This window comes from Jatrophihabitans endophyticus (genome assembly GCF_900129455.1).
Lineage (GTDB): Bacteria > Actinomycetota > Actinomycetes > Mycobacteriales > Jatrophihabitantaceae > Jatrophihabitans > Jatrophihabitans endophyticus.
In genome coordinates this window covers 47,250-73,812 of record NZ_FQVU01000005.1, presented here as the reverse complement: position 1 = coordinate 73,812, position 26,563 = coordinate 47,250, and the positions used below count along the sequence as shown (strand labels likewise).

Here is a 26,563-nt window from a genome sequence, read left to right as displayed (position 1 = left end):
GGGTTGCGGCGGACCGGCGCCACTCCGACCGCGGCGCCGTCGCCTCACCACTGCGCTACCCCTGGCATCCGCCGCCCTAACCGGGCTCGCCGCGCCCCCGGGCGACCGGGGCGTCACGCGCGACGGGCGGGGCCTTTCGTGGCCAGGTGCAGGCTGACGATGCCGCCGGTCTGGTTGCGCCAGCGGACGTCGCGCCAGCCGTTGCCGGCGACGAGTGCAGCGAGCTCCTGCTGGGCCGGCCACGCGCGGATCGACTCGGCGAGGTAGACGTAGGCCTCGCCGTTGGACGACACCGTGCCGGCGATCCACGGCAGCGCGCGCATCAGGTAGTTCAGGTAGACGACGCGGAAGGGCCGCCACGTGGGCCGGCTGAACTCGCAGATGACCAGTCGGCCCCCAGGGCGCACCACGCGGGCCAGCTCGCGCAGCGCCGCCGGCACGTCGACGACGTTGCGCAGCCCGAAGCTGATGACGGCGGCGTCGAACGCGTCGTCGCCGAAGGGCAGCCGGGTGGCGTCGCCGGCGACGAAGGGCACGCGGTCGCGGCGATCGCCGCGGGCGCGACCCGCGCGCAGCATGCCCAGCGAGAAGTCGCAGGCGATCGCTCGCGCGCCACCGCGGGCGAGCTCCACGGTGGAGACGCCGGTCCCGGCGGCAAGGTCGAGCACGCGCTGCCCGTCGGTGAGCTCGAGGCACTGCCGGGTTCGGCGTCGCCATCGCCGGTCGAGGCCGAAGGACAGCACGGTGTTGGTCAGGTCGTAGCGCCGGGCCACGCCGTCGAACATCCGGGCGACCTCGACGGGTTGCTTGTCGAGGCTGGCGCGGCTCATCGGGCCAGTCTGTCATCCGCGTTGCGCGGAGGATTCAGGTGCTATTCACAGCATTGGCGACGGTCCGTCGCTCTTGCCCGGAATGGTCGGGCCGTCACCGACCGGCGGCGTCGACGCCGCGGCCGACCCCGTGCCGACCAGCAGGAGTTCGTGATGCCCGACCTGACCCGCCGCCGATTCCTCGGTACCGCCGCCGCGACCGCCGGCGCCGGCGCCGCGATGGGCGTGCTGCCCCGGAGCGTGCAGCAGGCGCTCGCCACGACGCCGACCCGGCGGCCACGGCTGCGCGACATCGAGCACGTCGTCCTGCTCATGCAGGAGAACCGATCCTTCGACCACTACTACGGCACGTTGTCCGGCGTCGCCGGCTTCGACGACCGGGACGCGATCCGGCTCGCGACCGGCCGGGACGTGTTCCACCAGCCCGACGCGGTCAACCCCGACGGCTACCTGCTGCCCTTCCACCTCGACACCGAGCACACGAGCGCGCAGGCCATCCCGTCCACGAGCCACGCCTGGGCGGTGCAGCACGCGGCGTGGAACGGCGGTCGAATGGACAACTGGCTGCCCGCGCACCGCGCGGCCGACAAGGCGAACGGCCCGTACGTGATGGGCTACTACGAGCGCGACGACATCCCGTTCCAGTTCGCCCTCGCCGACGCGTTCACGATCTGCGACCACTACCACTGCTCGGTGATGGGCCCGACGTGGCCGAACCGGCTGTTCTGGATGAGCGGCACGAACGACCCGAACGGCGACGCGGGCGGGCCGATCCTGGCGAACACGCTGCCCCACGGGCCGTACACCTGGACGACGTACGCCGAACGCCTGCAACGTGCCGGGGTCAGCTGGCAGGTCTACGGCGACGAGGCCGGCATGAAGGCGTACAACATGCTGCCGAACTTCCGAGCGTTCCAGCAGGCTGCCCCGGGCACGCCGCTGTACGACCGTGGCGTCAAGGCCGTCGACCCCGGCCAGTTCGCCTACGACGCCGCGCACGACCGGCTGCCGACGGTCTCCTGGCTCGTGCCCGGCCACGGTCAGTCCGAGCACCCGGCCGAGCTGCCGGCGGCCGGCGCCGACTTCGTCGCCCGCCAGATCGCCGCCATCGCGGCGAACCGCGACGTCTGGGCCAAGACGCTGTTCGTCCTCGACTACGACGAGAACGACGGCCTGTTCGACCACGTCGTGCCGCCGACGCCGCGCCCCGGCACGCCCGACGAGTTCGTCGACGGGCTACCGGTCGGCGGCGGGTTCCGCGTGCCGTGCATCCTCGTCTCGCCCTGGACGGCCGGCGGTTGGGTCGCGAGCGAGCCCTTCGACCACACCTCGGTCCTGCAGCTGCTCGAGCAGGTCACCGGCGTGCGCGAGCCGAACATCAGCGCGTGGCGACGTCGCACCTTCGGTGACCTGACCTCGGCACTCCGACTGCGCGACGCGACGCGACGCCCACCGCGGCTGCCCGACACCGCGGCGCAGCTGGCGAAGGCACAGGACGAGGTGGCGACGAGTCCCGCCCCGGAGCTCCCGGGCGCGCGTCAGCGCCGTCCGCACCAGGAGCGGGGGCACCGCCCCCACGTGTGACCGGTCAGCCGCCGGCCTGCGGCTGCGGCGAGGTCGGCCGCGGCCCGGTCGGTGCGTCCGCCTCGACGTCGGTGTCGGTGTCGGTGTCGGTGTCGGCCTCGGCCGGCGGCCCGCCGTCGTCCTCGTGGGGGTTCGCCAGGCGCACCGCGCCGGCCACGACCGCGCCGAGACACAGCACGTAGAGGACGACGTGCACCGCGTCGAAGGGGATGTGCTCGCGCAGCACCAGCGCGCCGAGCAGCACGGCGGTGAGCGGGTCGGCCGCGAGGTTGGCCGGCAGCGTCGCGCCGAGCGCGCCCACCTGGAACGACATCTGGGTGAGGATCATGCCGGTGGTGCCGACCAGCAGCATCCCGACGATGGGGATCAACCCGCGGGGGCTGTCGAACAGGCCGCCGACCCCGCGGTCGGCGAGCCGCTCGGACGCCGCGTCGACCAGCATGGCCAGCGTGCCGAAGCACGCGCCCGCGGTCGCGCCGTACATCGCGCCGCGGATCGTGCGGTTGCGTCCGATGACGGCGAGCCCCAGCGCGATCGCGACGACCAGGACGCACACGACGGTCATCGCGAGGTAGCGCGACTTCGGCACCACCGGCTCGTCGGGGTGGCCGATGAGGGCGAGGAACACGGCGAGGCCGCCGAGCACGCCGAGAACGCCGACGTAGTCGCCGAAGCGTGGCCGGTGCCCGCCCATGAGGAAGCTGACGAGCAGCGACACCGGGAGCATGAGCACGACGAGGGGCTGGATGACGACGACCGGACCGGTCGACAGCGCGACGAGCTGCAGCAGGAAACCGAGGAAGTCCCCGGCGATGGCGAGCAGGAAGATCGGGTGCTTGACGAGCCGCAGCAGCCCCGCCGCGCTCTCGCCGCAGTCGTCGGCCTGCTCCTGCGCGACCCGGTGCTGGACGACGATGGACGTCCCGTAGACGACCGCCGACGCGAGGCCGAAGGGGACGGCGACGGCGAGGGACACGCGGGTCAGGGTAACGGCTTCACGCGGGGAACACGTCCCCGTGCTCAGGGCCCGTGGCCCCTGCCGGCGAGGGACGTCCGGGACGCGCTCAGCTGGCGGTGGCGACCGGGAGGAGCTTGAGGGCGGTGGAGCTGAAGTGCGAGTGGACGCGGTCGTCGACCGGGTCGTCGGCCGGGTCGGTGTGGACGACGAGGTGGCGGTAGAGCGTGTCGCGCTGCGCCGGGACACGACCGGCGCCGCGGATGAGGTCGATGAGCTCCTGCCGGTTCGAGCGGTGCTTGGCGCCGGCGCTCGAGACGACGTTCTCCTCGAGCATGACCGAGCCCAGGTCGTCGGCGCCGAAGTGCAGGGTCAGCTGCCCGATGTCCTTGCCCGTCGTCAGCCACGAACCCTGCAGGTGGTTGACGTTGTCGAAGAACAGCCGCGCCACCGCGACCATCCGCAGGTACTCGAGGCTGGTGGCCTGGGTGCGGCCCTTGAGGTGGTTGTTCTCCGGCTGGTAGGTCCACGGGATGAAGGAGCGGAACCCGCCGGTGCGGTCCTGCACGTCGCGGATCATGCGCAGGTGCTCGATGCGCTCGGCGTTCGTCTCGCCGGTGCCCATCATGAAGGTGGCGGTGGACTCGAGCCCCAGCCCGTGGGCGGTCTCCATCACCGACAGCCAGACGTCGCCCTTCTCCTTGAGCGGCGCGATGGCGGTACGCGGCCGGTCGACGAGGATCTCGGCACCGGCGCCGGCGAACGAGTCGAGCCCGGCGGCCTTGAGCCGGCTGATCACGGCGGCGTGGTCGAGGTTCGAGACCCGGCCGATGTGCACGACCTCCGAGGCGCCGAGGCTGTGCAGCGTCAGCTGCGGGTAGTGCTCCTTGATGGCGGCGAAGGTCTGCTCGTACCACTCCATGCCGAGCTCGGGTGAATGGCCGCCCTGCAGCATGATCTGGGTGGCGCCGAGCTCGACGGCCTCGCCACAGCGACGCAGGATCTCCTCCTGCGGGTGCGTCCAGCCCTCGCTGTGCTTGGGGGAGCGGTAGAACGCGCAGAACTTGCAGGCCGTCACGCAGACGTTGGTGTAGTTGATGTTGCGGTCGATGATGTAGGTCGCGACGTCGTCCGGGTAGCGCCGGCGTCGCACCGTGTCGGCGGCCTGGCCCAGCGCGTGCAGCGGCGCGTCGGTGTAGAGCGTCAACGCTTCCTCGGGGGTGATCCGGCCGCCGTCGGCCGCCCGGTCGAGGATGCTCTGCAGCGAGGTCGCGGACGTCATGGGAACAGGCTACGGCGGGCCATCGGGCAGGATGCGGACACATGACCGATCCCACCGATCCGCGCGACCCCACCGCCGGCCCCGGCGCCGACGCGACGTCGACCCGTGCGGACCGCTCGCTGACGTGGTGGCCGCTGGTCGGCGCGGCGGTCATCGCGGGCCTCGTCGCGCTGCTCATCGCGACGGTGGGCGGGAACGACGAGCGTGCCGGGCGCCACGTCGACTCCGCCGGTGCGCTGAGCTGCCCGAGCACGTACCACCTGCCGTACAAGGTGTTCGGCTGGGTGCCCACCGACGCCGCCGGCGTGGACGGCAAGAAGTCGCTCGTCCCCGACGCCCGACCGTCCCACGTCACCGTCTGCCGCTACGACGCCGTCGTCAACAAGACGACGGACGCGGATCTGGGCGGCCACGTCACCCTCACGGAGGGGCTCGCCGCGGCGGCGACCGAGCTGTCGAGGACGGCGGGCAGCAGCTCGGAGCCGCAGCCCATCACGGAACCGATCGGCCGTCACAAGGACACCGTCTACCTCGCGGGCTTCACTTTTGCGACCGGCATCGTCTGGGTCAGCACGTACGGCGGCGGGGTGAGCGGCGCCACGAACGGCCAGTTCCACACCACGGCGCGGCTGCAGGAACGCTTGGCCACCGCGTACCGCACCCGCGCGTGGTCGTGACCTGATACTGCCGTGGTCGTGACCTGATACTGCCAGCAGTATCCGGGAGTACTGTCAGCAGTATGAAGACCACGTTCGACATCCCGGAGCCGCTGCTGCGCGACGTGCAAGCCCTCGCCCGGGAGCGCCGGACCACTACGAAGTCCCTGGTCGAGCAGGCGCTGCGCCGACTGCTCGACGAGCACGAGACGCAGCCACCATTCGTGCTGCGCGACGCGAGCGTGGGTGGTGGCGGGTTGACTCCCGAGTTCGAGAACGCGTCGTTCCAGGAGATCCTCGACGCGTCCTACGGCTACGAGGAACGCGGCCTCGTGTGATCGCGGTCGACACGAACGTTCTCGTGTACGCCCATCGCCGCGATTCGCACTTCCATGCCCGTGCCGCGGCGGCCCTCAGGGGACTGGCGGAGTCTGGATCGCCCTGGGCGATCCCGTACCCGTGCCTCAACGAGTTCTACTCGGTGGCCACACATCCGGCCGTGTTCCGGCCGCCGAGCACCATCGACGAGGCGCTCACCCAGGTCGAATCGTGGTGCGCCTCGCCGACCGTGCGGCTGCTGACCGAACCGGCGAACTACCGGACGGTCTGGTCCGACCTGCTCCGCACGGGAAGGATCGTCGGGCCCCGGGTGCACGACGCGCGGATAGCGGCGATCTGCATCGCACACGGCGTGCGCGAGATGCTGACGCACGACCGCGACTTCACCCGCTTCCCGCAGCTGCGAACGCGGAGCCTGCTCGCCGACTGACCGGGCTCAGACGTCGGCGAAGCGCGGCTCGACGGGGATGCCGACGCGGCGCGCGAACTCGCGCAGGCCGTCGACCTGGCGCGCGCCGAGCGAGAAGTCCAGGGTGCGGAAGTACGTCGCGAGGGTCGCCGGGTCGAAGACCTCCCACCGCGATGCCGCGGTCGCGATCTCCTCGACGTGCGCGAGCGCGTCGTCGCGGCTGCTCACGAAGGCCTGGTGGACGTCCTTCACCAGCCCGGGGTGCTCTTCGGCGTACTCGCGCCGCGCCGCCCAGACCGCGAACACCATCGGCAGTCCCGACCAGTCGCGCCACGCCTGACCGAGGTCGTGCACGGCCAGTCCCCGCCGCGGCGCCTCGTAGGTGGCCCGCAGCGCGGCGTCGCCGATGAGCACCGCGGCGTCGGCCTCCAGCAGCATGGTCGAGAGCTCCGGCGGGCAGGTGAAGTACTCCGGACGGACGCCGTGCACCTCCTCGAGCCACCGGCGTGCGAGCAGCACCGACGTGCGCGAGGTCGAGCCGAGCGCGACCCGACGACCGTCCAGCTCGGCCAGCGGCACCTGCGACACCAGGTTGACCGACAGCACCGGGCCGTCCGACCCCACCGCGATGTCGGGCAGCACGACGAGGTCGTCGGCGTGGCGCAGGTACTCGACCAGCGAGATCGCGCCGATGTCGAGGTCGCCGCGCACGAGCATGTCGTTGAGGTTGTCGGGGGTGTCCTTGGTCAGCTCGACGTCGAGCAGCGTGCCGGCGCGGACGAGCCCCCAGTAGATGGGCAGGCAGTTGAGGAACTGGATGTGCCCCACTCGGGGGCGCGCGGGACGCGGTTCGCTCACGCATCCCACGGTACGACGCGATTACCGGCCCACCGCAGCCGGGAAAGCCTCCGGCATGAGCGTCTCCGCCGTCGACCGAGGCCCCCGCAGGATCGCCTACACCACGGAGGTCCCCCGCCCCACCGACGAGCTGTTCGCGCTCGTCGCCGACCCGCACCGCCACGGCGAGTTGGACGGCTCGGGCACCGTCCGCGACACCGTGAAGGGACCCGAACGGGTCGCCCTCGGTGACCGGTTCTCGGTCAAGATGAAGATGTACGGGGTGCCCTACCGCATCACCAGCAGGGTGACCGACTTCGCCGACGGCCGCGTCGTCGAGTGGCGCCATCCGCTCGGCCACCGGTGGCGCTGGGAGTTCGAACCCACCGCGACCGGCACCCGGGTCACCGAGGTGTTCGACTACAGCCACATCCCGGCCCCGCAGGCCAAGTTCCTGGAGGTCGCGGGGATGACGAGGCAGAACAGCACGGGCATCCGCCGGACGTTGGAGAAGCTCGCCCGATAACGTCCTGGTCCGTGGACGACTTCGAGCTGGCCGCCGCCCTCGTGCGCGATGCCGGTGCCCTCGCGGCGCGGATGCTGGGCGAGGGGCTGACGGTCGAGCGCAAGACGTCGATCTCCGACGTCGTCTCCGCGGCCGACCACGCCGCGGAGGCCTTCGTCGTCGAACGGCTGCGGCGGGAACGTCCCGACGACGCCATCGTCGGCGAGGAGGGGACGGCCGACGCCGGCGCGGCGGCGCGGACCTGGTACGTCGATCCCGTCGACGGCACCTACAACTTCGTCTCCGGCCTGCCGGCGTGGTGCGCCGCCGTCGCGCGCGACGACGCGGTGGGTGCCGTGCACCAGCCCGCCACCGGCGAGACGTGGGTCGGCGGCGCGGGCCGACCCACGACGCGCAACGGCGAGCGGGTGGCCCCGCTCGGCGACCGGGCGCTGGCCGACATCTCGCTGACCACGTACCTGCACCCGACGACGCTGCCCGACCCCGTGCTGCGGGAGCCGTGGCTGCGCGTCGTGCAGGGGGCGGCCACCGTGCGGATGCTCGGCTCGGGCTCCATCGAGCTCGCCGCGGTCGCCGCCGGGCGACTCGGCGTGTCGGTGCAGGTCGACTCCCTGCCGTGGGACTGGCTGCCCGGTGCCGTCCTCGTCCGCGCCGCGGGCGGCGTCGCCGAGGTGATCGAGGCGCACGGCCACCGCTGGCACGTCGCCGGCCCGGGCCGCGCCGTGGACGAGGTCACCGCACTGCTGACCGGCTGACGGCTCGGCGCTCACTAGAGTGCGAGCCGTGCGGGAGGGACGGCGGCAGGACGATCGGGTGCACCGATCTCTCCGGGGCAACCCCGGGGGCGCAACCGCACGCGAGGCACTGCGTCGCGAGCCAGGGCCTGCACTGCGTGCAGCGGCAGGCACGCACGACAGCGAAGGGCTACCGCCGTCCCTCCCCCACGCGCCGTGACCGGTGCGGGGCCCGCGGGCCCGCTCGCCGACGGGCTCGCGACCGCCCTGCTCGCCGGCCCCTGGACGCGCCCGGCGATGCGCACGCGCGGGCGGGACGCCCTCGGCGCCGCCCGCACCCCGGTGTGGCTGGGCCGCACCGTCGACGCGGTCCTGACCGCCTACCCGCAACCCCCTGCCGACCGGCCGCGGGAACTGGCAGCGTTCCTGCTGGCGACCGCCGAGTTCGCGAAGCTGGCCCGGCGCCGCCCGCCCCCGCGCGTCGTGTCGTGGTCGCCGGTGCCGACCGACGTCATGGTCCGCCCGTGGCCGGTCGAGCTGCTGCCCGACCACGCGGCGCTCGCCGGACTGCTCGACGTCGACCAGGGCGAGCTGGCCTGGTTCGCCGACGTCCGGGGGCTGGAACGGTCGAGTCCCGAACCACTGCGGCACTACCGCTGGCGGACCGTCGCCAAGCCCGGCGGCGTCCGCGTGCTGGCGGCGCCCAAGCCGCGGTTGAAGGAGATCCAGCGCCGGCTGCTGCGCCACGTGTTCGATGCGGTGCCGGTGCACCCGGCGGCCCACGGTGGCGTGCGCCGACGCTCGGTGCTCACGGCGAGCGCACCGCACGCGGCGCAGCCCGTGGTCGTCCGCGTCGACCTGGTGAGCTTCTTCGCGTCCGTGCGCGCCGGGCGCGTCTGGCGGCTGCTGCGCACGGCGGGGGTGCCCGAGGGCGTGGCGCACACCGTCACCGGGCTCGTGACGACGGTCGCGCCCCTCCCGTTCCGGGCCCTGGATCCGCGGCTGCGCACGCCGCACCTGCCGCAGGGGGCGCCGACCTCACCGGCGCTGGCCAACCTGATCGCGTTCTCGCTCGACCGCCGGCTGACCGGGCTGGCCGCCCGCTTCGACGCGTCCTACACCCGCTACGCCGACGACCTCGTCTTCAGCGGCGGCCGCGGGCTCGGCGCGGCCCGCTTCCTCGACCGGGTGGGCGAGATCGTCCGCGACGAGGGCTTTCGGGTGCACGACGGCAAGACGGCGGTGCTGGGCCGCAGCGGCCGGCAGCAGGTGCTCGGGGTCGTGCTCAACCACCATCCGGCGGTGCCGCGTCGGGAGCGGGACGCGCTACGAGCGCTGCTGCACAACTGCGCGACGACGGGCTGGCGCGCGCAGGCCCGGGACCGGGACGACTTCCCCGCCCACGTCCTCGGGCGGATCGCCTGGGTGCAGAGCCTGGACCCGGTGCACGGCCGACGGTTGCGCGCCGCCTACGACGCGGTCGACTGGTCGTGACCGGCGCGGGTCAGTCGCGGTCGGTCTCGTGCCCCTCGGGGTCGAGCTGCTGGTCGAGGTCGGCCCGGCGGCGCCGCTGCGCGTCCACCCGCGCCTCCAGCTGCGCGGTGAACGCACGCCGCGGCTTGGCGAGCAGGACGAACGACAGCGGCACCGAGAGCACCAGCGCGACCAGCGCGGCGAAGAGGGCCTCCAGACCGACCAGCAGCAGGATGCCCCACAGCACGAAGAACAGCCCGAACCGCAGCGCGGTGTAGAGCCACATCGAGCCCATCCAGCGGCCGAACTGCGGCTGGGCTCCCTGTTGCGGGCCCTGCTGTCTCGCGTCGCCCACGGCGGCGTCGCTCATGCCCAGACGGCCTGCGGCTCGGCGCGCCGCTCGGCGAGCGGCACCGGGCCGTCGTAGTCGCGGATCACCTCGTAGCGGGTGTTGCGCTCCTTGGGCGTGAACCCGGCGTCGCGGATGAGGTCGAGCAGGTCGTCACGGGTGAGCTTGTCCGGCGTCCCGTAGTTGTCGGCGTCGTGCGTGATCTTGTACTCCACGACCGAGCCGTCCATGTCGTCGGCGCCGTAGTTGAGCGCGAGCTGGCTCGTCGACAGCCCGTGCATCACCCAGAAGACCTTGACGTGCGGGAAGTTGTCCAGCATCAGCCGGCTGACGGCGAAGGTCTTGAGCACGTCGGCGGGCTGCGCCATCTGCAGGTGCGAGAGCCGGTTGTTGTCGTTGTGGAAGCGCAGCGGGATGAAGACCTGGAAGCCACCCGTCTCGTCCTGCAGTTCGCGCAGCCGCAGCACGTGGTCGACGCGGTGGCGGGGCTCCTCGATGTGGCCGTAGAGCATGGTCGCCGGCGTCTTCAGGCCCTTCTGGTGGGCCAGCCGGTGGATGCGCGACCAGTCCTCCCAGTGGGTGTCGTGGTCGACGACCTGCTTGCGGACGTCCCAGTCGAAGATCTCGGCGCCGCCGCCGGTGAGCGACTCGAGCCCGGCGTCGATGAGCTCGTCGAGGATCGCGTCGGCGGTCAGGCCCGAGATCGTCTCGAAGAAGTGGACCTCGGTGGCGGTGAACGCCTTGAGCGCGACCCCCGGGAGCGCGGCCTTCAGCTCGCGCAGCACGCGCGGGTAGTACTTCCACGGCAGCGTCGGGTGCAGCCCGTTGACGATGTGCAGCTCGGTGAGCCCGTCGTCCTTCATGCCCAGCGCGGTCTCGACGGCCTCCTCGACGCGCATCGTGTACGCGTCCTTCTGGCCGGGCTTGCGCTGGAAGCTGCAGTACGCGCAGGACGCGGTGCAGACGTTGGTCAGGTTGAGGTGGCGGTTGACGTTGAAGTAGACGACCTCGCCGTTCTTCTCGGTGCGGACGCCGTGCGCCATCGCTCCGAGCCACGCGAGGTCGTCGCTGGCGTAGAGGTCCTCGCCGTCCTGCCGGGTCAACCGCTCGCGCGCGGTGATCTTCTCAGTCAGCTCCGCCTTGCGGGTCTCGCTCAACGCCATACGTCCAGCGTACGTCCGCCCGCCGCCGACCACGCCGCGTGCCCCGGTTGGTGATCCACATCCACTTTTCGCCGTCCTGGGTTGGTGATCCACATCCACTTATCGCTGCCCCCGGTTGGTGATCCACATCTATTTACCGCCGTCCTAGCGCAGCCAAGTGGATGTGGATCACCTGATCAGGGCTGGGGACAAGCACGACGGTCGTCCACAGCCGCCGGAAGAGCCGGCCGAGGACGTCCACGATCCGGGACGCTCCGCAGATGCCGGTCGATCTCGCAGCGCTGCCCAGGGTGCTCACGCTCGCGGACGCGTCCGATCTGGGGTTGTCCGAATCCGCGATCCGACACGCGATCGCGACCCGCGGCTGGCAGCGGCTGACCCGCGGCGTGGTGTTCACCCGCCCGGACCCGCCCCTGCGCGACGACTGGGCTCAGGCGGGGCTCGCGGTCGCCGGTGGCGACGGCGCCGTCAGCGGGTGGGACGCCGCGCGCATCCGCGGCATCGGTGCCGCGCAGCCACCCTCCGCGCGGGTCCTGATCCTGACCGGGGCGGGGCATCACCGCTGGGCCGGGGGCATGGTGGTGCGCCCGACGCGGCGGCCCTACCGGTGCACCGTCCTGCCCGCCGAGCACCCGACCCTGCCCTTCGTGCCGGTCGTCCACGCGGCCCGGGCCGTGACCGACACCGCGCTGCTGTACCGCTCGCTGACACCGGTGCGCGCCCTCGTCACCTCGGCCATCCAGCGCAGGCTGTGCCGGCCCGAGGACATCGTCCACGAGTACGAGACCGGGCCACGGGGCGGCAGCTTCTTCCTGCGCCGCGCCCTGGCTGACCTGCTGACCAACGCACACTCCGTCGCGGAGGCCGAGGCGGCCGATGCCCTGGCCTCGGCCCACGTGCCGTCCTTCGAACTCAACGTCGACATCGTCGACCCGACCGGACGCCTCGTCGCCACGGCCGACGTGCTGTGGCGGCGGCTCCGCGCCATCGGGGAGGTACAGAGCCGGGAGTTCCACTTCAGCGAGCAGGACTGGATCCAGACGATGGACCGGCACAACCGGCTGACCGGGTACGGCGTCGCCGTGGCGCATTGGGCGCCGACGACCGTCCGCAGTCGCGGCCCCGCATGGGCCGCCGACGTCGCCTCGTGGTTGCGCCACCGGGCCGACGAACTCGGCGTCCCCTACGTTCCGGGTGCCGGCGCCGTACCGGTGGGTGCTGCCGGGCACCCTCCGTTCGTCGTCGGTTGATCGACATCCAGTTGTCGTCGCCGGGGCGACGGCAAGTGGATGTCGATCACCGGAACCAGCGACGGCAAGTGGATGTCGATCACCGGAGCCAGCGACGGCAAGTGGATGTCGATCACCGGAGCCAGCGACGGAAGGTGGATGTGGATCACTGGACGCGGGCGGGGGGACGGAGCGGGGGGTGGGCGATCAGGCGACGCCGTCGCCGTCCATGCCGCCGCGGTGGCGGGTCGCGAAGGCGACACCCCGGGCGGTGACCTCGACGAGGGCAGCACCGGCGGCGCCGACGACCAGCGCGACCAGCACCCGTTTCGGCGTCGGGTGCAGCAGGAAGACGTCGGTCGCGAACGCGGGGACCACCACGATGACGGCGATCACCGCGACCATCGCGCCGACGAGCAGCACCTTCCAGCCGGCGAGCGGCCGGGCGAGGACGACGAGGATCCAGAGCGCGCACATCAGCGTGACGAGCGTGGCGACCGTCCGACCACCGGCGACGCCGGCCGACGAGTCGATCGCGCGGATCACCGCGTACCCGGTGTAGGCGGCGGCACCGACCACGATCCCGCAGGGGACCGAGAAGCGCAGCACGCGGCGCAGGAAGCCGGGCACGTACCGCCGCCGGTTCGGCCCGAGGGCCAGGAAGAACGCGGGGACGCCGATGGTGAGGTTGGAGATGAGCGACAGCTGGATGGGCTCGAAGAGGTAGGCCCCGACGGTCACCACGGTGATGAGCGCGAGCACCAGCGAGTAGACGTTCTTGACGAGGAACAGGCTCGACGCCCGCTCGATGTTGGCGATGACCCGCCGCCCCTCGGCGACGACGTCGGGCAGGTGCGAGAACCGGCCGTCGAGCAGGACGAGCTGCGCGACCGAGCGGGTCGCCGCGGACCCGTTGCCCATGGCCACGCCGATGTCGGCGTCCTTGAGCGCCATCGCGTCGTTGACGCCGTCGCCGGTCATCGCGACGACGTGCCCCTTGCGCTGCAGCGCCGCCACCACCGCCCGCTTCTGGTGCGGAGTCACCCGCCCGAACACCGACTTGGTCTCGAGGACCTCGGCCAGCTCGTCGAGGTCCTCGGGCAGCGTGCGCGCGTCGACCGCGTCGTCGGCGCCGCTCACGCCCGGCACCCCCACCGACGCGGCCACCGCCCCGACGGTGCGGGGGTTGTCACCCGAGATCACCTTGAGCGCGACGCCCTGCTCGAGGAAGTAGCGCATCGTGTCCGGTGCGTCGTCGCGGACCCGCTCGGCCAGGACGACGAGAGCGTGGGGACGCAGCTGCGCCGGCAGCGACGCATCCTTCTCGTGGCCCACGAGCCGACCCGGCGCCGCCGCGAGCAGCAGCACCCGTCGGCCCTGCGCGGCGATCCGGTCGGCGCGGTCCCGCGCCGTGCGCTCGTGGTCGTCGACCGGGTCGGGCAGCACCATCTCCGGGGCGCCGAGCACCCAGGTCCCTCGCTCGGCGGTCCCGAGCGCCGACCACTTGCGCGCCGAGGAGAACGGGACGCCGCCGGTGGCCGTCCACGTCGCCGCGGGAAAGCGCTCCTGCAGCGCGAGCGCCGTCGCGTTCGGGTCCGGGACGTTCGCCGCCAGCGCCAACGCCTCGTCGACGTCGTCGGCGTCGGCGCCGACGAGCAGCTGCACCTCGTCGAACACGACGTCGCCGTGCGTGAGCGTGCCGGTCTTGTCGAGGCAGACGACGTCCACCCGCGCGAGCCCCTCGACCGCCGGCAGCTCCTGGACGAGCGTGTCGCGACGGCTCAGCGTGACGGCGCCGATCATGAACGCGAGGCTCGTCAGCAGCACCAGCCCTTCGGGGACCATGCCGACCAGCGCCGCGACCGCACCGGTGACGGCGTCGCGCCAGCCGTGGTTGTCGTCGCTGTGGAACTGGCTCCAGAGCAGCAGCGGGCCGACGACGAGCATCAGCAGCGATATCCAGCGCAGCAGCCGGTTGGTGCCGTGGACGAGCTCCGAGTGCGTGAGCGTGAAGCGCTTCGCCTCGGCCGCGAGCGCGGTGGCGTACGCCTCGGCACCCACCGCGGTCGCCAGGAACCGCCCCGTGCCCGCGACGACGATCGAGCCGGAGCGGACCTCGTCACCGGGGGACTTGTCGATGGGGTCGGACTCGCCGGTCAGCAGCGACTCGTCGACCTCGAGGCCGGCCGAGACGGTCACGACGCCGTCGGCGCACACCTGGTCGCCAGTGCGCAGCTCGAGCAGCTCGTCGGCGACGACGTCCTCCACCGCGATCTCGGCGACGGCACCGTCGCGCACGACGCGCGCCCGCGGCGCGTTCAGCACGGCCAGCCGGTCGAGCGTGCGCTTCGCCCGCACCTCCTGGAAGACGCCGATCGCGGTGTTGGCGACGATGACGAAGCCGAAGAGCGCGTTCTGGATGCGGCCCGTGCACAGGATGATGACGAACAGCGTGGCCAGCAGCCCGTTGAACGGCGTGACGACGTTCGCGCGCAGGATCTGCCCGACACTGCGGCCGGTGTCGACGTCGGCGCGGTTGACCCGGCCCGCGGCGACGCGGTCGGCGACCTGCGCGGCGTCGAGCCCGGTCTCCGGAGTCGGCGGCGCGGCGGGGGCCGCGGTGCGCAGCGGTTCGTCGGTCGTACTCACGCCAGGACGGTAGCGGCTCGACGATCACGGCGACCACCTGCGCCGGACAAGACAGGGCAGCCGCCTCAGCGATCGCGTCCGCCCGGCCGGGCGTGGGTCAGCGGATGCCGTGGCTGGTGCGGTTCTCGTCGGGTTCGTGCTCGACGCCGTCCAGGTCGAGCACGAGCGTGAACCGGTCGGGGTGGGCCAGGCTGTGCGGGCGGGTGACCACCCGCGCGGTGTGGCCGTCGATGTCGATCTCCTGGTCGGACTTCCAGCGCAGCAGCAGCGTGCTCTCGGCCACGAGCTCGCCGTCGAGGTAGACGTCGCGCTCGCCGCCCCAGTACGTCCACTTCAGCGTGACCTCGTGCGCGCGGCCGTCCACGTCGACGTTCCAGACTGCGGTGTACATCCGGGCCTCCCGAGTTGAGCTACAGAGTGTTGCCTAATTACCCGCGGCGGGGCGCCCGCCAAACCGGCGCCCGCTAGCCTCGGGCCGTGCCGGACGCCCCCGCCCCCCGCGGCCGACCCGCGGACCCGACGCTCGACGCCACCGTGCGCGACGCGGCCGCCGCGGAGCTCGCCGAGCGGGGCTGGCACGGCATGTCCGTCGAGCGGCTGGCCGCGCGCGCCGGGGTCGCCCGCACGACGGTCTACCGGCGCTACGGCTCGCTGCACGGCGTGCTGCTGCTCATGATGGGCGACATCTACGCCGACGTGCCGGTGCCCGACACCGGTTCGGTCCGCGACGACCTCGTGGCGCTCATGCTCGACGTCGTCCGCGCCTGGCGCGACCCCGCGCGGGTCGACTACCTCGCCGCGCTCGCCGCGGCCCAGCGCAGCGACGCCGATCTCGCCGCCGCGTACGACGCGCAGTTCCGGACGCGGCGCCGGGCGACGATCGTGATGGTCCACCGCGGCGTCGAGCGCGGCGAGCTGCCCGCCGGCTGCGACGGCGAACTGCTGCTCGACCTGCTCTCGGGCGTCGTCGCGCAGCGGGTCGTGCTCAACGGCGCGGTGCTGCCCGACTCCTTCGCCGCCGAGGTGGTCGACGCGGTGCTGGGCGGGTTCCGCTGAACCGGTCGGGTCAGGCGTCGGGGTCGGCGGCGGGGACGCGGTCCTCGAACTTGGTCGACAGCACGACGGTGGTGCGGGTGCGGCCGATGCCCTTGATGCCGTTCAGCTCGCGGATCGCGGCTTCGAGACCGGCCACGTCGGGCACCCGCACCTTGACGACGAACGTCTCCTCGCCGGCGACGAACCAGCAGTCCTCCACGACCGGAAGCGCGGCCAACGACGTGGCGATCTCGTCGGTGTCGCCGCTGTCGGTGATGAACACGCCGACCAGGGCGTTCATCGCGTAGCCGAGCGACTCGGGCGCGACCGCCGCGTGGTAGCCGGTGATGACGCCGCCGGACTCGAGCTTCGCCACGCGCTCGTGGACGGCCGGCGCGCTCAGGCCGACGAGCTGGGCAAGCTGCGCGTAGGTCGCGCGGGCGTTCGCGCGCAGGGCGTCGAGCAGCTTGCGGTCGGTGGCGTCCACCGCACGGACGCTACCGGGGGTCGGCGTCTCGCGCGGCGCCGAGCGTGCCCGTCCACCGGGCGACGAGATCGTGCGGCACGCCGATCGTGTCGAGCACTTTGCCGGCAAGGAAGTCGACGAGCTGCGCGATCGACTGCGGCGCGGCGTAGAACCCCGGGCTGGCCGGCAGCACCACCGCGCCCGCGTCGTGCAGCTCCAGCAGGTGCAGCAGCGTCGCGCGGGTGTACGGCGTCTCGCGCGGGACGATCACGAACGGCCGGCGCTCCTTGAGGGTGACGTCGGCGGCGCGTTGGAGCAGGTCCTTGCTCAGCCCGATCGCGATCCCGGCGACCGCTGCGGTCGACGCCGGGACGACGACCATGCCCTTCGTCGGGTACGAGCCGCTGGCGGGCCCCGCCCCGAGATCGCCCGGCGTCCAGTGCCGGACGTCGTGCGGGTCGCGGCCGAGCCAGGTGGCGAGGTCGTCGTGCCAGTGCGCGTCGCGGAAGGAGATCCCCGTCTCGTCCAGGATCGTCAACCGCGCGGCACGCGACACCACGACGTCGACCGCCTCGCCGGCGTCGAGCAGGCCGTTGACCACCGAGCGGGCGTACGGCGTCCCGGACGCGCCGGACACCCCGACGACCCACGGCACCCGCTCGCCGCCGGTCATGCGCCGAGCCCGTTGACGATCAGGTCGGCGAGGGCGAAGCCGAACAGCCCGATGCCGATGACGCCGTTGGCGGTGAAGAAGGCGCGGTTGACCCGCGACAGGTCGTCGGCCCGCACGATCGCGTGCTCGTAGCAGAGCACCAGCGCGGTCAGTGCGACGCCGATCCACCACAGCGCACCGAGGCCGGCCGCCGCACCGAACCAGGCGAACGCTGCGACGGTCACGACGTGCACGACCGAGGACGCCGCGAGCGCGGTGCCGACGCCGAAGCGGGCGGGGACCGAACGGACGCCGATGCGACGGTCGACGGCGATGTCCTGGCAGGAGTAGATGAGGTCGAAGCCACCGATCCAGGTGCCGACGGCGATCCCGAGCGCGACGGCGGCCCACGACGCCGACCCGGTGACGGCGATCCAGCCACCGACCGGCGCCACGAATTGCGCAAGAGCGAGCAAAACCTGCGGATAGTCGGTGAACCGCTTGCCGTACGAGTAGAGGACGAGCAGGAACACCGCGACCGGCGCGAGCGCGAGACACAGCGGCGAGAGCGCGAGCGCGCTGCCGAGGAAAACGACGAGCGCGACGAGCGTCCCCACCCACGCCGTTCGGACGCTCAGCTCGCCGGTGACCAGCTCGCGCCGGGCCGTGCGCGGGTTCAGCGCGTCGAACTCGCGGTCGAGGATGCGGTTGGCGCTCATGGCGACCGTCCTCGCCGACACCATGGCGACGGTGACCAGCAGCAGCTGCACCCAGTGCACGGAGCGGTTCTCGCGCCACATCGCGGTGAGCGCGGCGATGTAGGCGAACGGCAGCGCGAACACCGAGTGCTCGATCATCACGAGCGACAGGAACTTGCGCACCCGGCCACGGTCCGCGACGGCGGTCACCGCCGGCGTCCGATGCCGTACTCGCGCCAGCGACGGTCGACGAGTGCGAGCGTGTCGTCGTCGAGGACACACTCGGTCGGCCAGCCGCCGTCGCGGCGGTACCCCTCGGTGGGCAGCTTGCGGGTCGCGTCCACCCCGAGCTTGCCGCCGAAGAACTGCTCGTAGGACGCGTGGTCGAGGTGGTCGACCGGGCCGACGCTGTGCAGCACGTCGTGCGCGTAGTCGACGTTGCCGAACGCGCGCCAGGCGACCTCGGCGTAGTCGTGGACGTCGCAGTCGGCGTCCACCACCACGATCAGCTTCGACAGCGACATCAGGCCGGCGCCCCAGATCGCGTTCATGACCTTCTGGGCGTGCTTGGGAAAGCGCTTGTCGATCGAGACGATGACGCAGTTGTGGAAGACGCCGGCCTCGGGCAGGTCGTAGTCGACGATCTCCGGAACGGTCATCCGGATCAACGGCAGGAAGATCCGCTCGGTCGCCTTGCCGATGGGGCCGTCCTCCTGCGGCGGGCGGCCCACGATGATCGACTGGTAGATCGGGTCGGTGCGCATCGTGAGCGTCTCGACGCGCACGAACGGGAACGGCTCGACGGGCGTGTAGAAGCCGGTGTGGTCGCCGAACGGCCCCTCGGGCAGCCGGTCGCCCGGCTCGACCCAGCCCTCGAGGACGACCTGTGACGCGGCCGGCACCTGCAGCGGGACGGACACGCAGTCGACGAGCTCCACGCGCTCACGTCCGAGGAACCCGGCGAACAGGTACTCGTCGATGTCGGCGGGCAGCGGCGCGGAGGCCGCGTAGGTGACCGCCGGCGGGCAGCCGAACGCGATCGCGACGGGCAGCCGCTCGCCGCGCCGCTCGGCCACCGAGGCGTGGTTGGTGGAGTCCTTGTGGATCTGCCAGTGCAGGCTGACCGTGCGTGGGTCCTGCAGCTGCAGCCGGTACATGCCGAGGTTGCGGGCGCCGGTCTCCGGGTGCTTCGTGTGCGTCAGCCCGAGGTTGAGGAACACGCCGCCGTCCTCGGGCCAGGCGAGCACGCCGGGCAGCAGTGCCTCGAGGTCGATGTCGGCGCCGCGCAGCACGATCTCCTGGCACGGCGCCGCCTTCGTGGTGCGGGGCGGCAGGGTCCGCAGCTGGGCCGCCTTGCCGAGCGCGTCCTTGAAACCCCCGACCCCGCGCGGCAGCTCGGGTTTGAGCAGGTCGGCGATGCGCTCGCCGATCTCGTCGAGGCTGTCGACGCCGAGCGCCCTCGCCATCCGGCGCTGGGTGCCGAAGGCGTTGAGCAGCAGCGGCATCCGTCCGCGGGTCGGGTTCTCGAACAGCAGCGCCGGCCCCTGCTCGGCGAGCGTGCGCGCCACGATGCCGGAGACCTCGAGATGCGGGTCGACGGGCACGCGCACCCGCGCGAGGTCGCGATCGCGCTCGAGCGCGGCGACGAAGTCCTGCAGGTCCACCGGTCCAGTATCCGGGTCTCCCCGCTGCCGCTCGCTTCCGGCCGCCCGGACCGAGCACCGGCGGGGAGACGGGGGGCACCGGGGCGGCCGGGCTACCCTGCCGCCATGGCCCACCTGCTCCTGGTCGAGGACGACGCGGCGATCCGCACCGCCTTGACCCGCGCGCTGCGCGAGCAGGGGCACGTCGTGTCCGCGGTCGGGTCGGGCATGCCGGCCCTCAGCGCCGCCGTCGAGCAGAAGCCCGACGTCGTCCTGCTCGATCTCGGGCTGCCCGACATCGACGGCGCCGACGTGCTGTCGATGCTGCGCGCGGTCAGCGAGGTCCCCGTGATCGTCGCCACCGCCCGCGACGACGAGACCGAGATGGTCCGGCTGCTCGACCTCGGGGCGGACGACTACGTGATCAAGCCCTTCACCGCCGCGCAGCTCACCGCCCGGGTCCGCGCGGTGATGCGCCGCTCCGGCAAGACCGACGAGGACCCCGTCATCACCGTCGGGGGCCTCGTCATCGACACCCGCAGCTACGAGGTCACCGTCGACGGCCGGCCGGTGGAGCTGGCACGCAAGGAGTTCGAGTTGCTGCTCGCACTCGCCCGCCGCGCCGGCGAGGTCGTCACCAAGCGCGACCTGCTCGGCGAGGTGTGGCAGCTGGCGTGGGGCGGTTCCGATCGGACCGTCGACGTCCACCTGTCCTGGCTGCGGCGCAAGCTCGGCGAGACCGCCGCCGAGCCGCGCTACCTGCACAGCGTGCGCGGCGTCGGAGTTCGTCTGGTCGCGCCGTCGGAGTCCTGACGTGCGGATCGGGACCGAAGACCCACTCCCGCTGCCCAGACCACCTGTGAACGGAGGCGAAGGCTGAATGCGGCGCCGGATCCTGCTGCTCGTCGTGGGCATGACGGTGCTGGTCGTGCTCGCCTTCGCCGTCCCGTTGACCGTGCTGATCCGCAACAACACCCGCTCGGACGCGATCAGCGACCTGAGTCGGGAAGCCGGCGACGTCGCCCGCACGGTCGGTCAGTACGGCACCGACGACCTGGCCACGTATCTCGCCCGGCTGAAGCACGACGTGTCGGTCCGGCTCCCCAGCGGGTCGGTGATCGGGACGCCGCCGCCCGGCAAGGCCGCCGACCTGCCGGCCCTGCCCTCGGCCGACCAGGGCTCCCGTCCGCTCCCGCAGGCCGCCGGCGGCGGCCCGCCGACCGCCTCGCCCACCGACTACGCCAACGGCGTGCTCATGCAGTTGCGCTTCGGCATCTTCCGCGGCGGCAGGGCCACGCCCGGCGAGGGGGGACGCGACTACGTGGTGCGCGTCTACGCCACCGACGACGAGGTCATGTCGGGCGCGAGGACGCCCTTGCTGCTGCTCGGCGGCGTCGCGCTGCTGCTCGTCGCGCTGGGCGTCGCTCTCGGCGAGGTGCTGACCCGCCGGATCGTGCGTCCCCTCGTCCACACCTCCGAGACGGCGCAGCGACTCGCCGCGGGCGACATCACCGCCCGCGCGACGACGTCCGGGCCGGCCGAGGTGGCCGACGTCGGCCGCGCGCTGAACCGGCTCGCCGATCGCATCGACCAGCTCATCGCCGAGGAACGCGAGACCATCGCCGACCTCTCCCACCGGCTGCGCACGCCCATGACCGCACTGCGTCTCGACGCCGAGGCCCTGCGCGATCCCGCCGAGGCCGAGCGCGTGGGCGTCCACGTCACGGCCCTGGAACGCATGCTCACCGCGGTGATCCGCGCCGCCCGCCGCCCCCAGCGCGAGGGCCGGTTGCCGTCCGCGGACGCCACCGCCGTCGTCGGCGAGCGCGTCGAGTTCTGGTCGGCGCTGGCCGAGGACCAGGGTCGCGGCGCCACCGTCGCGCTCCCCGCCGGGCCGGTCACCGTCCGCGCCGGCGCCGAGGACCTGGCGGCGGCCGTCGACGCGCTGCTCGAGAACGTCATCGCCCACACACCCGAGGGCACGCCCTTCGCCGTCGACCTCACCGTCGCCGACGGCGGCGCGACGCTGGAGGTGTCCGACGACGGGCCGGGGCTGCCCGAGGACGCGCAGGTGCGCGGCCGCAGCGACCGCGGGTCGAGCGGCCTGGGCCTGGACATCGCGCGCCGCTGCGCCGAGTCGTCGGGCGGGTCGATGACGCTCGCGTCGACCACCTCGGGTGGGGCGCGCGTGACGCTGCACCTCGGCGGCACCGACTGACGCGATCATGGACCCAACCGGTCGCCCCACCGACGGTTCGGTCCACGATCCACGCCCAGACAGCCTTGAGGAAGCCTTGACGTTGTAGTGACGCCCGCCTGAACCGCCCGGCGGCACCGTTGCTGCCATGACCGCACGAGCCGTCCTCCGCACCAAGGCGCGCACCGCCGCCGCGACCGTCACCGCCGCCGCCGCGCTGCTCACCGGCGGCCTCGTCGCGGGCGTCGCCGCCGGTGCCGACGAGTCGACGGCCACGGGCACGACCGACACCTCCACCAGCTCGACCCAGGACACCGACACCACGTCGAGCAGCGCCACGTCGTCCAGCACCCCGACCAGCGGCGCCACCAGCAGCGCGGCGAGCAGCAGCACCCCGAGCAGCAGCGCGAGCAGCTCCGCGGCGAGCAGCAGCTCCAGCAGCTCCAGCAGCTCCGCAGACGACAGTGACGACAGCTCGTCGCAGGTCGGCAGCGCCGACCAGGACAGCAGCGCGCAGGGCGGGAGCAACGGATCGTGACCGCCACCTTCGAGACCACCGCGTGGAGCTGCGCCGTCCGCCTCGTCGTCACCGACGACCGGGTGCTCGACCGTGCCGCCCGCGACCTCGTCGCGCTGCTCGACCGCGTCGACCGGGCCGCCAGCCGCTTCCGCGCCGACTCCGCCCTCGGCGTCGCGAACGCCCGCGCCGGGCGACCCTGCGCGATCCCCCGGCTGCTCGTCGACCTCGTCGGCGCCGCCCTCGATGCCGCCGCCGCCACCGACGGCGCCGTCGACCCCACACTCGGTCTCGCGATGCAGCGCATCGGTTACGACCGCGACATCGCCGCCGTCCAGGCCGGCGACGTCGCGGCCGGCTCCCCCACCGTCCCCTCCCTCCCGGGGCGGTGGCGGTCGGTGCGACTGCATCGCGAGGCCGGCCTGCTGACCGTCCCGGTCGGTACCGCCCTCGACCTCGGCGCCACCGCCAAGGCCTGGACGGCCGACCGCGCCGCCACCACGCTCGCCGGGCGTTACGGCACCGGCGTGCTGGTCGAGCTGGGCGGCGACCTCGCCGTGGCCGGCTCGCGACCGGGCGGCTGGGTCGTGCGCGTCGCCGAACGCGCCGGCGCGGGGGACGGCCAGCTGATCACGCTGCGCCACGGCGGCCTGACCACGTCCACCACGACCGTCCGCACCTGGACGCGCGGTGGCCGCCCGCAGCACCACATCGTCGACCCGGTCTCCGGTGAGCCGGTCACCGGACCGTGGCGCACCGCCACCGTGGCAGCCGGCTCGGCGCTCGCGGCCAACACCGCAAGCACCGCCGCCGTCGTCATGGGCGCGGGTGCGCGGGCCTGGCTGCGAGACCAGGGCCTCGCAGCCAGGCTCGTCGACCAGGCCGGCGCGGTCCACGTGCTGGGCGGCTGGCCCGATCCGCGGCCCGCCGCTGAGCTGCTGGGGGCCGCGTCGTGATCACCTGGTACCTCGCCCGCGGCAGCGGGCTCGCCGCCCTCGTCCTGCTCAGCGTGGCCACCGGCCTCGGCGCGGTCACGTCGCGCCGCGGCAGCACCGGTCGCCGCGCGGTCGTCGACGCCGCCGGCCGCCGCTACCTCGTGCAGTACCTGCACCGCGCCACCGCCGGGCTCGGTCTCGTCACGCTGGCCCTGCACCTCGTGGCGATCCTGTCCGACTCCTACGCCGGCGTCGGCTGGCAGGGCGCGCTCGTCCCCTTCACGTCCGGGTACCGGCCGGGCTGGGTCGCCCTCGGCAGCATCGCCGCCTACCTGTTCGTCGGCGTGGCCGTCCTCGGCCTGGCCCGCGGCCGGATGGCCGCCGGCCCGGGCGGGGCGCGCGTCTGGCGCGGCCTGCACTCGCTCGCCTACGCGGGCTGGCTCGCCGCCCTCTGGCACGGCTTCGTCACCGGCAGCGACAGCGAGGTGGGCTGGGTCCGCCTGCTGTACGTGGGCTGCCTCGTCGCCGTGCTCGGCTGCGTGGCCGCACGCGTCGCCCAGCCCCGCCGCCGTGATGCCGCCGGCCGGTTCGCGGCCGCACCCCGTGCCACCACCCCCCTGTCGCCGGTGTCGACCGTGCCGTCCCCCCGAGGAGCCCTCCGATGACCGCACTGCTGACCCCGCCCACGCCGGCGGCCCCCGTCGACACCTCCGCCTGGGCGATCGGCGCGCCGCGGCTGCTCGCCGGCCTCGACACCGCCGAGCGCCTCGACCTCGACGCCCACCTGCGCACCCACGGCGCGCTGCCGGGCAGCGACCTCGAGCTGCTGCTGACGCTGCTCGACGGATCGCCGGTCGCCGGCCGGGGCGGCGCCGGCTTCCCCCTCGCGACCAAGCTGCGGGCGCTCGCCGACGGTCACCGCCGCGTCGTCGTCAACGGCACCGAGAGCGAGCCGGCGTCGCGCAAGGACCGCGTGCTGCTGCTCCGTACCCCGCACCTCGTGATCGACGGTGCCGTCGCGGTCGCGGCCGCGCTCGGCACCCGCGAGGTCACCGTCGCCGTCCACGACGACGCGACGGCGTCGAGCGTGCGGGCCGCCCTCGCCGAACGCCGTGACGCCGGCCGGGCCAAGGTACGCGTGGTGCCGGGCGGATTCGTGTCCGGTGAGGCCCGCGCCGTGGTCCGGGCGCTGCGCGGCGGGCCGGCGCTGCCCACCGGCCGCCGCACCCCGCCGAGCGCGGCCGGCGTCCTCGTCGCCAACGTCGAGACGTTCGCGCAGCTCGCCGTCCTGCTGCGCCTCGGCGCGCACCGCTTCGCCGCGACCGGCACGGCCGAGGAGCCGGGAACGACGCTGCTGACCGTCGTCGGCGCCGTCGGCCGGCCGGGGGTCGTCGAGATCCCGCTGGGCACACCGCTCGGCATCGTCCTCGCCGCCGCGCAGGCACACCGGCCGCAGGCCGTCGTCGTGGGCGGGTACCACGGCAGCTGGCTCGCCCCCATCCCGCAGATCCGGTTGTCGCGCGCCGGCGTGGCCGCGGCGGGCGGCACGCTCGGCGCCGGTGTCGTCGCGGTCGTGGGCGAGGACAGCTGCGCCCTCGGCGAGCTCGGCCGGGTCACCGACTGGCTGGCCGCACAGTCCGCGCGCCAGTGCGGGCCGTGCGCGTTCGGCCTGCCCGCGCTCGCCGCCGACGTCCGGGCGCTGGCCGCGGGCTCCGCCGCCGCCGTCTCCGACGCGCTGGGGCACGCCCGCGCGGTCGACGGCCGGGGCGCGTGCGCGCACCCCGACGGCGCCGCCCGCTTCGTCGTGTCGGCCGTCCACCTGCTGCACGAGGAGACCGACCGGCACCGTGAGCACGGCGGCTGCGGGCGGCCCGTGCTCGGACAGCTGCCCCTGGCGGCGGCCCGATGACCGCGCTCGAGATCGACTGGACCCGCTGCGACGGGCACGGGCTGTGCCACGCGCTGCTGCCCGACGTGCTCGCCCTGGACGAGTGGGGATTCCCCGTCCTGCCCAAGACCGCCGTCCCCGCCCACTTCGCGGGCGAGGTGCGCCGCGCCGTCGCCGCGTGCCCCGCCCTCGCCCTCCGACTCGCATCCGCCTGACCCGCGTCACGCACCACCAGATGAATTCCGTGAAAGGGACCGATATGACCGCGCTCGCCGACCGGACCGAGACGCCCACCAAGACCGTGGACGTCGAGATCGTCGTGCCCGTCTACAACGAGGAGACCGATCTCGAGCCGAGCGTCCGGCGCCTGCACGCCTTCCTGCGCCGCGACTTCCCGTTCGAGTCGATCATCACCATCGCCGACAACGCGAGCACCGACGGCACCTGGCAGTGCGCGCTCGACCTCGCCGACGAGCTCGACGGCGTGCGCGCCGTCCACCTCGACGCCAAGGGACGCGGCCGCGCGCTGAACCGCGTGTGGGGTGACAGCACCGCCCGCGTCGTCGCCTACATGGACGTCGACCTGTCGACCGACCTCGCCGCGCTGCTGCCTCTGGTGGCACCGCTGCTGTCGGGGCACAGCGACGTGGCCATCGGCTCGCGGCTGTCGCGGACGTCGCGGGTGGTCCGCGGTCCGAAGCGCGAGTTCATCTCGCGCAGTTACAACCTGCTGCTGCGCACCACGCTGCGGACCCGGTTCTCCGACGCCCAGTGCGGCTTCAAGGCGATGCGCGCCGAGTGCGCGCAGGCGCTGCTGCCCCACGTGCAGGACACCGCATGGTTCTGGGACACCGAGCTGTTGGTGCTCGCCGAGCGCAGCGGCATGCGCATCGCCGAGGTCCCGGTGGACTGGGTGGACGACCCGGACAGCCGCGTCGACATCGTCAAGACCGCCAAGGACGATTTACGCGGAATCGCGCGAATCGGTCGCGCGCTTGTCCGCGGTGACCTGCCGCTGTCCGACCTGCGACGTGCGGCCGGTCGGGACGACGAGCCGACGGTGCCCGGCGTCTCGGCGGGGCTGACGTGGCAGGCCATCCGCTTCGGCGCGATCGGCGTGGCGTCGACGATCGCCTACCTGCTGCTGTTCGTGCTGCTGCGTCCCGGCGTCGGCGCCCAGGTGGCGAACCTCGCCGCCCTGCTCATCACCGCGGTGGGCAACACCGCCGCGAACCGCCGCTACACCTTCGGCGTGCGGGGCGGCGGCGCCGGCCGGCACCAGGCGCAGGGGCTGGTCGTCTTCGCGATCGGGCTGGGCCTCACCAGCGGCGCGCTGTGGACGCTCTCGCACCTGGTCGCGCATCCCGGTCGCGCCGTCGAGGTGACCGTCCTCGTCCTCGCGAACCTGCTCGCCACGGCCGTCCGGTTCGTGCTGTTCCGGCAGTGGGTGTTCGGCAAGAAGGTGGCCGCGTGACCGCGCCCTCCGCCCCCACCTCGTCGACTGGCGACCATGTCGC

At 73.3% G+C, this 26,563-nt stretch carries 29 protein-coding genes; 17 read left to right on the top strand and 12 right to left on the bottom strand.

Going from position 1 to position 26,563, the window contains the following annotated elements; genetic code table 11:
* Positions 1–113: 113 nt before the first annotated feature.
* Positions 114–830: a demethylmenaquinone methyltransferase gene (locus BUE29_RS17005; RefSeq protein ID WP_073391643.1), complete on the bottom strand. Its 717-nt coding sequence runs from the start codon at positions 828–830 to the stop codon at positions 114–116.
* Positions 831–983: 153 nt separating this feature from the next.
* Here BUE29_RS17005 and BUE29_RS17000 point away from each other — a divergent pair, with 153 nt between their 5' ends.
* Positions 984–2,414 (top strand): alkaline phosphatase family protein, encoded by a 1,431-nt coding sequence (locus tag BUE29_RS17000; RefSeq protein WP_073391930.1) that lies wholly within the window; start codon positions 984–986, stop codon positions 2,412–2,414.
* Positions 2,415–2,418: 4 nt separating this feature from the next.
* Here the strand turns inward: BUE29_RS17000 and BUE29_RS16995 are convergent, their stop codons facing one another.
* Entirely contained in the window at positions 2,419–3,390 is a 972-nt protein-coding gene (locus BUE29_RS16995) for a DMT family transporter (protein WP_073391642.1), read from the bottom strand.
* A gap of 88 nt (positions 3,391–3,478) precedes the next feature.
* Positions 3,479–4,651, bottom strand: coding sequence for a cyclic dehypoxanthinyl futalosine synthase (gene mqnC, locus BUE29_RS16990; protein WP_073391641.1), 1,173 nt, complete (start codon positions 4,649–4,651; stop codon positions 3,479–3,481).
* A 41-nt stretch (positions 4,652–4,692) separates the two neighbouring features.
* Here mqnC and BUE29_RS16985 point away from each other — a divergent pair, with 41 nt between their 5' ends.
* From BUE29_RS16985 to BUE29_RS16975, 3 genes are all read left to right on the top strand, one after another.
* Entirely contained in the window at positions 4,693–5,328 is a 636-nt protein-coding gene (locus BUE29_RS16985; RefSeq protein ID WP_073391640.1) for a hypothetical protein, read from the top strand.
* Positions 5,329–5,390: 62 nt separating this feature from the next.
* Positions 5,391–5,645 carry a hypothetical protein gene (locus BUE29_RS16980; RefSeq protein ID WP_073391639.1) on the top strand — a complete coding sequence of 85 codons (255 nt, stop codon included), beginning with the start codon at positions 5,391–5,393 and terminating at the stop codon, positions 5,643–5,645.
* Complete coding sequence (locus BUE29_RS16975) at positions 5,642–6,076, top strand: type II toxin-antitoxin system VapC family toxin (RefSeq protein ID WP_073391638.1); 435 nt, start codon at positions 5,642–5,644, stop codon at positions 6,074–6,076. Before BUE29_RS16980 ends, BUE29_RS16975 begins: the two co-directional genes overlap by 4 nt.
* 6 nt (positions 6,077–6,082) lie before the next feature.
* Here BUE29_RS16975 and BUE29_RS16970 read toward each other — a convergent pair whose 3' ends face one another.
* Positions 6,083–6,913: a menaquinone biosynthetic enzyme MqnA/MqnD family protein gene (locus BUE29_RS16970; protein WP_073391637.1), complete on the bottom strand. Its 831-nt coding sequence runs from the start codon at positions 6,911–6,913 to the stop codon at positions 6,083–6,085.
* A gap of 55 nt (positions 6,914–6,968) precedes the next feature.
* On the opposite strand from BUE29_RS16970, the gene BUE29_RS16965 reads away from it, so the two are divergent.
* From BUE29_RS16965 to BUE29_RS16955, 3 genes are all read left to right on the top strand, one after another.
* Positions 6,969–7,418 carry an SRPBCC family protein gene (locus tag BUE29_RS16965; RefSeq protein ID WP_073391636.1) on the top strand — a complete coding sequence of 150 codons (450 nt, stop codon included), beginning with the start codon at positions 6,969–6,971 and terminating at the stop codon, positions 7,416–7,418.
* Between the two features lie 11 nt (positions 7,419–7,429).
* Positions 7,430–8,173 (top strand): inositol monophosphatase family protein, encoded by a 744-nt coding sequence (locus BUE29_RS16960; protein ID WP_084181329.1) that lies wholly within the window; start codon positions 7,430–7,432, stop codon positions 8,171–8,173.
* Positions 8,174–8,368: 195 nt separating this feature from the next.
* A complete protein-coding gene (locus tag BUE29_RS16955) occupies positions 8,369–9,646 on the top strand; it encodes a reverse transcriptase family protein (RefSeq protein WP_073391635.1) in 1,278 nt (425 codons plus the stop codon).
* 10 nt (positions 9,647–9,656) lie between these two features.
* Here BUE29_RS16955 and BUE29_RS16950 read toward each other — a convergent pair whose 3' ends face one another.
* Positions 9,657–9,995: a DUF4229 domain-containing protein gene (locus BUE29_RS16950; RefSeq protein WP_073391634.1), complete on the bottom strand. Its 339-nt coding sequence runs from the start codon at positions 9,993–9,995 to the stop codon at positions 9,657–9,659.
* Positions 9,992–11,131, bottom strand: coding sequence for an aminofutalosine synthase MqnE (gene mqnE / locus BUE29_RS16945; RefSeq protein ID WP_407657344.1), 1,140 nt, complete (start codon positions 11,129–11,131; stop codon positions 9,992–9,994). The genes BUE29_RS16950 and mqnE overlap by 4 nt, the downstream gene beginning before the upstream one ends.
* 266 nt (positions 11,132–11,397) lie before the next feature.
* Between mqnE and BUE29_RS16940 the strand changes: the two genes are divergently transcribed.
* Complete coding sequence (locus tag BUE29_RS16940; RefSeq protein WP_073391632.1) at positions 11,398–12,387, top strand: hypothetical protein; 990 nt, start codon at positions 11,398–11,400, stop codon at positions 12,385–12,387.
* A 186-nt stretch (positions 12,388–12,573) separates the two neighbouring features.
* Here BUE29_RS16940 and BUE29_RS16935 read toward each other — a convergent pair whose 3' ends face one another.
* Together BUE29_RS16935 and BUE29_RS16930 are read right to left on the bottom strand one after the other, a co-directional pair.
* Positions 12,574–15,015: an HAD-IC family P-type ATPase gene (locus BUE29_RS16935; RefSeq protein ID WP_143168223.1), complete on the bottom strand. Its 2,442-nt coding sequence runs from the start codon at positions 15,013–15,015 to the stop codon at positions 12,574–12,576.
* A gap of 97 nt (positions 15,016–15,112) precedes the next feature.
* Entirely contained in the window at positions 15,113–15,406 is a 294-nt protein-coding gene (locus BUE29_RS16930; protein ID WP_073391631.1) for a hypothetical protein, read from the bottom strand.
* Positions 15,407–15,492: 86 nt separating this feature from the next.
* On the opposite strand from BUE29_RS16930, the gene BUE29_RS16925 reads away from it, so the two are divergent.
* On the top strand, positions 15,493–16,071 hold the full coding sequence (locus BUE29_RS16925) for a TetR/AcrR family transcriptional regulator (RefSeq protein ID WP_073391630.1): 579 nt from the start codon (positions 15,493–15,495) through the stop codon (positions 16,069–16,071).
* Between the two features lie 10 nt (positions 16,072–16,081).
* Here the strand turns inward: BUE29_RS16925 and BUE29_RS16920 are convergent, their stop codons facing one another.
* The 4 genes from BUE29_RS16920 to BUE29_RS16905 are packed head-to-tail and all read right to left on the bottom strand — an operon-like array spanning position 16,082 to position 19,530.
* Positions 16,082–16,537, bottom strand: a complete 456-nt coding sequence (locus tag BUE29_RS16920; protein ID WP_073391629.1) for an Lrp/AsnC family transcriptional regulator — start codon at positions 16,535–16,537, stop codon at positions 16,082–16,084.
* 10 nt (positions 16,538–16,547) lie between these two features.
* Positions 16,548–17,189, bottom strand: a complete 642-nt coding sequence (locus BUE29_RS16915) for a UbiX family flavin prenyltransferase (protein WP_073391628.1) — start codon at positions 17,187–17,189, stop codon at positions 16,548–16,550.
* Positions 17,186–18,025, bottom strand: a complete 840-nt coding sequence (gene mqnP, locus BUE29_RS16910) for a menaquinone biosynthesis prenyltransferase MqnP (protein WP_084181409.1) — start codon at positions 18,023–18,025, stop codon at positions 17,186–17,188. The genes BUE29_RS16915 and mqnP overlap by 4 nt, the downstream gene beginning before the upstream one ends.
* Positions 18,026–18,072: 47 nt before the next feature.
* On the bottom strand, positions 18,073–19,530 hold the full coding sequence (locus tag BUE29_RS16905; RefSeq protein WP_073391627.1) for a menaquinone biosynthesis decarboxylase: 1,458 nt from the start codon (positions 19,528–19,530) through the stop codon (positions 18,073–18,075).
* Between the two features lie 105 nt (positions 19,531–19,635).
* Here BUE29_RS16905 and BUE29_RS16900 point away from each other — a divergent pair, with 105 nt between their 5' ends.
* The 8 genes from BUE29_RS16900 (at position 19,636) to BUE29_RS16870 (ending at position 26,520) form a co-directional block, all read left to right on the top strand.
* Positions 19,636–20,322 (top strand): response regulator transcription factor, encoded by a 687-nt coding sequence (locus BUE29_RS16900; protein WP_073391926.1) that lies wholly within the window; start codon positions 19,636–19,638, stop codon positions 20,320–20,322.
* Between the two features lie 67 nt (positions 20,323–20,389).
* A complete protein-coding gene (locus tag BUE29_RS16895) occupies positions 20,390–21,727 on the top strand; it encodes a HAMP domain-containing sensor histidine kinase (RefSeq protein ID WP_073391626.1) in 1,338 nt (445 codons plus the stop codon).
* Positions 21,728–21,854: 127 nt separating this feature from the next.
* Entirely contained in the window at positions 21,855–22,244 is a 390-nt protein-coding gene (locus BUE29_RS16890) for a hypothetical protein (protein WP_073391625.1), read from the top strand.
* Positions 22,241–23,179, top strand: a complete 939-nt coding sequence (locus BUE29_RS16885) for an FAD:protein FMN transferase (RefSeq protein ID WP_200800280.1) — start codon at positions 22,241–22,243, stop codon at positions 23,177–23,179. The genes BUE29_RS16890 and BUE29_RS16885 overlap by 4 nt, the downstream gene beginning before the upstream one ends.
* Positions 23,176–23,823, top strand: a complete 648-nt coding sequence (locus tag BUE29_RS16880) for a hypothetical protein (protein WP_073391623.1) — start codon at positions 23,176–23,178, stop codon at positions 23,821–23,823. The genes BUE29_RS16885 and BUE29_RS16880 overlap by 4 nt, the downstream gene beginning before the upstream one ends.
* Entirely contained in the window at positions 23,820–25,067 is a 1,248-nt protein-coding gene (locus BUE29_RS16875) for an NADH-ubiquinone oxidoreductase-F iron-sulfur binding region domain-containing protein (protein ID WP_200800279.1), read from the top strand. The genes BUE29_RS16880 and BUE29_RS16875 overlap by 4 nt, the downstream gene beginning before the upstream one ends.
* The gene (locus tag BUE29_RS22905; protein ID WP_200800278.1) at positions 25,064–25,261 is read left to right on the top strand and encodes a ferredoxin; all 198 of its coding nucleotides are present in this window, start codon (positions 25,064–25,066) and stop codon (positions 25,259–25,261) included. The genes BUE29_RS16875 and BUE29_RS22905 overlap by 4 nt, the downstream gene beginning before the upstream one ends.
* 44 nt (positions 25,262–25,305) lie before the next feature.
* On the top strand, positions 25,306–26,520 hold the full coding sequence (locus tag BUE29_RS16870) for a glycosyltransferase (RefSeq protein WP_073391622.1): 1,215 nt from the start codon (positions 25,306–25,308) through the stop codon (positions 26,518–26,520).
* Positions 26,521–26,563 lie beyond the last annotated feature (43 nt).